Raw genomic sequence first — 5,479 nt, 5'->3', positions numbered from 1 at the left:
ATCCAGAGCTCGGAGGTCTGGTGCTGGATGATGAAGAGCATCTCGTCATGCGCCGCGCTCAGCGGCTTCTGCGCCCCGAGGATGGCGTCGATGTGCAGATAGTCGCCGTAGGACATCCGCCCGTCGAAGGCCATCTCCGCCCCTTCCGACGCCGGGTCGTAAGTCTCCATCCCGCTCATGCCCGAACCTCCGTTCCTCGCCCGCGGCCCGCGGGCGGCAGCCGCTACTTCGCCACCCCGCCCTTGATCGCGGCGACCGCCTCGGCGCTCATCTCGCCGATCGTCGTCACCTCGCCGTTCTGGATCCGCCACAGCCGGAACGGCCCGGTGATGTCGCCGAACGCATCGAAGCTGACCGGCCCGATCACCCCCTCGTAGCGGATCGACTTGCCCTCGGCGATCAGCGCGAGCGCCTTGGCGAACTCCTCCTTCCCGGCATGGATCGGCTCCCCGTCCGCCGCCACCACCTCCGGAATCGCCGCCTTGATCGCCGCCGCGTCGCTGCCCCCCGCCTTGGCGATGGCGAGCGCCACGATGGCGCCGGCATCGTAGGACCGGTCGGCCGCCGGGGCGTCCGGCTTGATCCCGCCGGAGAAGGCCTCGAAATTCTCGTAGAAATACTTCGTCGAGGCCGTCTCGCTGGTGCCCGACGACGTGCCGAAGGCATCGTCGAGATACTTGGCCCCCACCGCCGTGATGAAGTCGGTCGAGTTCATCCCGTCGTTGAGCAGGAACTTCGCCGGCCCGCCGCTCGAGATCCAGGCCCGCGCGATCGTCGCCCCGTCCACCGGATAGCTGACCAGATAGAGCGCCTCCGGATCGCCGGCGAGGGCCGCGCTCGCCTCGGCCGAATAGGAGGCCTGCTTCTCGTTGTAGGGCGTCGTCGAGGTGATCGTGCCGCCGAGCTTCTCGTAGGCGCTGGCGAACTCGCGCACCATGTTGACGCCGAAGTCGTTGTTGACGTGGATGATGGCGAGCTTCGTCAGCCCCTGGTCCATGGCGAACTTCGCCGCCGCCGTCCCCTGCAGCGCGTCCGAGGTGATGGTGCGGAAGAAGACCCCGTTCGTCTTCCCCTCGCGCGCCAGCTCGGTCAGCGTCGGCGAGGAGGAGGCGGGCGAGACCTGCACCACGCCGGCAGGCGCCGTCACCGAGGTCAGGATCGGGATCGAGACCGACGAGATGATCCCGCCGATGATGACCGGCACCTTCCTGATGTTGACGAGCTGCGTCGCCTGGTCGACCGCGACGTTGCCCTGGCTCTGGCTGTCGCGCACGTCGGCGACGATGTCGCAGCCGCCGGCACCGCCCGCCTCGTTGAAGTCGCGCAGTGCCATCTCGGCCGCCTTGGCCCCGGCCTGGCCGTAGGCGCCGGCCGGCCCGGTCAGCTCCATCACCATGCCGATGGTGATCGGGCAGTCCTGCGCCGCAGCCGGCCCGGCCAGGCCCCCGGCGAGCGCCAGGAGCGCCGTGCCGCAGAGAAGCTTCCTCATCCCCGTCGTCTCCCTGTTCTTCGGCGCTAGGCGCCCCGGTTGAGATTGTATTTCATGATCGCGCCATGGCGCCCGTGCCGGTCGCGCTCGAGCGAATAGACGTCGCCCTCGAGCTCCTTCGCCTCGGCGAGCACCGCGTCGATCGCGGCCATGTCCGCCGCGTCGAGCGCGAGATCCGAGATCGCGAGGTTGGCGGCGAGGTGCGCGCGGTTGCGCGCCCCGACGATGACCGCCGCGACACCCTCGCGGGCGAGGACGGCAGCACTCGCGACGGTGGCGATGTCGCTGCCGTGCCGGTCGGCGACGCGGCGCAGCGCGGCGAGCAGCGCCTGGAAGAGATCCCAGCCGCCGACGTCGTCGATGATGAGCTTGTACTTGACGAGCGAGCGGTTCTCGAGCGGCCCCTCCGGCTCGCCGCGCCCGAGCCAGCGGTCGCCGAGGAAGCCCCCGGCCACGGTCCCGTAGCAGAGGAGCGACACGCCGCGCGCCGCGGCGGCGGCGCGCATCGCCTTCTCCGGGCGGCGGTCGAGGAGCGAATACTGCAGCTGCATCGAGACGAGCGGCACGCCCCCGTCGACGATGGCCGCCATGTGCCGGGTGTCGAAGTTCGTCCCGCCGAGGTGGCGAATCTTGCCGGCGCGGCGGAGCTCGTCGAGCCAGTGCACCGCCTCGAGCCAGCCGGGCGCGTCATAGTCCCACCAGTGGAGCTGCACCAGGTCGAGGCAATCGGCCCGCAGGCGCCGGAGCGAGCGGTCGACCGTCCGGGCGATGTCGGCGCAGGTCAGCCGCGGCAGCAGGTCGAGGTCGGGCACGCACTTGGTATGCACCTTGATCCGCGCCAGCGCCGCCGCACCCCTCAGCTCGAGGTAGCGGGCACGGAAGGCGCCGAGGAGATCCTCGACCCCGGTGTAGATGTCGGCGCCGTCGAAGGTGGTGATGCCGGCGTCGGCGCAGGCGAGCATGTCCTCGACGGCGGCGGCCGAGTCGACCGCGCCGTGCCCGCCGGCCATCTGCCAGCCGCCGCGGATGACGCGCGAGATCTCGTGGTCGGGCGCGAGGCGGATGCGCTGCATTTGCCTCAGGCCCCCGGCAGCGGCACGGCGGTCGTCGCCGCGTGGCTGAAGCGCCGCCGCCCGGTGCGGGTGATGCGCAGCCGCGTCGAGCAGTTCGGATCGGGGCAGGCCACCTCCGCGTCGCTCGTCATCCAGTCGCTGGCCTCGGTCGGCCGCTGCTTGGCGGCGAGGAGCGGCAGCACCGCGGCGAGCGAGTAGATCGAGAAGCCCTGCCCCGGCGGCAGGAACAGCATCTCGCCCCTCAGCTCGAAATGGTCGCCCGGCTTCGCGCCGCAGTAGATCGGCCCGCCCTCGGGGGCCACCACCTCGACCCGGAGGTCGTAGAGCTCGAAGGAATCGTCCGCCGCATCGGCCATCGCTCGGTCCGTCCGTCCCGGTCCGCTCCGCTCCGCTCGGGCGGCGTGGGTGATGCCATTGGTCAGGATCGAAGCTAAAAGATCAAGGGACTCACCCCGCGGAGCGCGCCCTTGGCAGCGGAAGAAAGAGACGCCGGCCGCAGCCAGCGGGGCAACCAGCCGCCGCTGATCGAGGGGCGCGGCCTGGTGAAGCGCTTCGGCGGGGTCACGGCGGTCGACGGCATGTCGATCGCCCTCGCCCCCGGCGAGATGGTCGGCCTCATCGGCCCGAACGGCGCCGGCAAGACGACGCTCTTCAACCTCCTCGCCGGCACCTTCCCGCCCACCTCCGGCGAGATCCTGATCGCCGGCGCCGAGGTCTCGCGCGAGGGCCCCGAGCGGCGCATCGCCCGCGGCGTCGGCCGCACCTTCCAGATCCCGCGCCCCTTCGCCGAGATGACCGTGCTCGAGAACGTCCTGACCGGCGCCCAGGGCCAGGCCGGCGAGCGGGCCTGGATGAACTTCCTCCGTCCGGCCCGCGTCGCCGCCGAGGAGCGCGCCGCCGTCGAGCGCGCCCGCGCCCTCCTCGACTTCGTCATGCTCTCCCCCCTCGAGGGCGAGCCCGCGCGCATCCTCTCCGGCGGCCAGCGCAAGCTCCTCGAGCTCGCCCGCGTCCTCATGGCCGACCCGCGCGCCATCCTCCTCGACGAGCCGGCCGCCGGGGTGAACCCGACGCTCCTCGAGCTCATCATCGAGCGCATCCTCGCCCTGCACGCCGAGGGCCGCACCATCCTGCTCATCGAGCACAACATGGACATGGTGGCCCGCCTCTGCGGCCGCGTGGTGGTGATGGCGGCGGGCAGGCATCTCGCCGAGGGCCGCCCCGACGAGGTCGCCCGCGACCCCGCCGTGGTCGGCGCCTACCTCGGCGCGGCGGCATGACCCCGGCCCTCTCGACCCATGCGCTCGTCGCCGGCTACGAGCGCGACCTGCCCATCGTGCGCGGGGTCGATCTCGCCGTCGCCCCGGGAGAGCTCGTCGCCCTGCTCGGCCCGAACGGCGCCGGCAAGTCCACGCTGGTCAAGACCGTCGCCGGCCTCGTCCCGGTCCATTCCGGCACCGTCCGTCTCGCCGGCACTGAGATCACCGCCGCCCCCGCGCACGAGAAGGTCCGCCACGGCCTCGCCTTCGTCCCGCAGACCGAGAACATCTTCGCCACCCTCTCGATCCACGAGAACCTCCAGCTCGCCGCCGCCATCCTGCCGCGCCCCCGCCAGGCCGGTCGCATCGCCGCCCTCTACGACACCTTCCCCGACCTCGCCGCCCGCCCCGGCCTGCGCGCCGGAGCACTCTCCGGCGGCCAGAGGCAGATGCTCGCTGTTGCCCGCGCCCTCGTCGTCGAGCCCGCCGTCCTCATCCTCGACGAGCCCTCGGCCGGCCTCTCGCCCCGCATCGTCTCCGAGGTCTTCGAGCGGCTCAGGGCGATCAACGCCCGGGGCGTCACCACCGTCCTCGTCGAGCAGAACGTGCGCGCCGCCCTCGCCATCGCCGACCGCGCCGTCATCCTGGTCGAGGGCCGCGTCGCCCACGAGGGCCCGGCCGCCACCCTCGCGGGCGACCCCATCGTCGGCGAGCTCTACCTCGGCGCCCGCCGGGCGGAGGCTCCGGCATGAGCCCGCAGGTCCTGCTCGACGGCGCCATCGCCGGGGCGATGATCGGCCTCGGCGCCATCGGCGTCACCCTCACCTACTCGATCCTGCGCTTCGCGAACTTCGCCCACGGCGACTTCCTCGCCTGGGGCGCCTACTTCGCCCTGGCGATCGCCGGCGCCCTCGGCGCGCTCGCCGGCGGCCTCGCCACCCCGATCGAGCCCTTCTCCTTCGGCTGGTCGCTCCCCCTCGCCCTCCTCCTCGCCGTGCCGCTGACCGCCGGCCTCGCCCTCCTCGTCGACGCCCTCCTCTTCGGCCCGCTCCGCGCCCGCCGCAGCGCCGTCATCATCCTCGTCATGGCGAGCTTCGGCGCCGCCCTCACCCTGCGCAGCCTGCTCGAGTTCACCTTCACCTCGCGCCCCGCCTACTTCACCAGCGAGCTGCAGATCGCCCTCCGCTTCGGCCCCGTCCGCGCCACCCCGGACCAGCTCCTCACCCTCGCCGTCGCCGCCGTCCTCGTCCTCCTCGTCCATCTCCTGCTCACCCGCACCACCCTCGGCCGCTCGATGCGCGCGGTCAGCGAGAACCCCGCGCTCGCCGGCGTCGTCGGCGTCGACGTCCGCCGCGTCGTCCGCTTCGCCTGGATCCTCGGCGCCGGCCTCGCCTGCGTCGCCGGGGTCATGGCCGGGCTCCTCGTCCAGATCCGCCCGCAGATGGGCCTCGACCTCCTGCTCCCCCTCTTCGCCGCCGCCATCCTCGGCGGCATCGGCAGCATCCCCGGCGCCATGCTCGCCGGCCTCGTCGTCGGCATCGCCGAGGCGGCCACCGTCCAGCTCGTCGGCGCCGAGTGGCGCGCCGCCGTCGCCTTCGTCATCCTCATCGCCATCCTCCTCCTCCGCCCGCAGGGCATCTTCGGGAGGGCCGACTGATGCT

Annotated in this window: 7 protein-coding genes; 3 read left to right on the top strand and 4 right to left on the bottom strand. The window is 72.5% G+C overall.

What is annotated here, in order from left to right:
• The 4 genes from Q0112_RS03860 to Q0112_RS03845 all read right to left on the bottom strand — a co-directional run.
• A partial coding sequence (locus Q0112_RS03860; protein ID WP_297971650.1) for a tryptophan 2,3-dioxygenase family protein occupies nucleotides 1-170 on the bottom strand: 170 nt, incomplete at its 3' end.
• Nucleotides 171-223: 53 nt separating this feature from the next.
• The gene (locus Q0112_RS03855) at nucleotides 224-1,489 is read right to left on the bottom strand and encodes an ABC transporter substrate-binding protein (RefSeq protein ID WP_297971647.1); all 1,266 of its coding nucleotides are present in this window, start codon (nucleotides 1,487-1,489) and stop codon (nucleotides 224-226) included.
• A gap of 26 nt (nucleotides 1,490-1,515) precedes the next feature.
• Nucleotides 1,516-2,562, bottom strand: coding sequence for an aldo/keto reductase (locus Q0112_RS03850; protein WP_297971644.1), 1,047 nt, complete (start codon nucleotides 2,560-2,562; stop codon nucleotides 1,516-1,518).
• Nucleotides 2,563-2,567: 5 nt separating this feature from the next.
• Entirely contained in the window at nucleotides 2,568-2,918 is a 351-nt protein-coding gene (locus Q0112_RS03845; protein ID WP_297971641.1) for a TIGR04076 family protein, read from the bottom strand.
• A 111-nt stretch (nucleotides 2,919-3,029) separates the two neighbouring features.
• Between Q0112_RS03845 and Q0112_RS03840 the strand changes: the two genes are divergently transcribed.
• From Q0112_RS03840 to Q0112_RS03830, 3 genes are read left to right on the top strand one after another with little or no spacing between them, the layout of a single operon-like run.
• Entirely contained in the window at nucleotides 3,030-3,839 is an 810-nt protein-coding gene (locus Q0112_RS03840; protein ID WP_297971638.1) for an ABC transporter ATP-binding protein, read from the top strand.
• Nucleotides 3,836-4,570 carry an ABC transporter ATP-binding protein gene (locus Q0112_RS03835; protein WP_297971635.1) on the top strand — a complete coding sequence of 245 codons (735 nt, stop codon included), beginning with the start codon at nucleotides 3,836-3,838 and terminating at the stop codon, nucleotides 4,568-4,570. The genes Q0112_RS03840 and Q0112_RS03835 overlap by 4 nt, the downstream gene beginning before the upstream one ends.
• Nucleotides 4,567-5,475, top strand: coding sequence for a branched-chain amino acid ABC transporter permease (locus Q0112_RS03830; RefSeq protein WP_297971633.1), 909 nt, complete (start codon nucleotides 4,567-4,569; stop codon nucleotides 5,473-5,475). Before Q0112_RS03835 ends, Q0112_RS03830 begins: the two co-directional genes overlap by 4 nt.
• Nucleotides 5,476-5,479 lie beyond the last annotated feature (4 nt).

It is taken from the genome of uncultured Amaricoccus sp., assembly GCF_937858865.1.
Classification (GTDB): Bacteria; Pseudomonadota; Alphaproteobacteria; order Rhodobacterales; family Rhodobacteraceae; genus Amaricoccus.
This window is presented reverse-complemented; position numbering and strand designations above follow the sequence as displayed.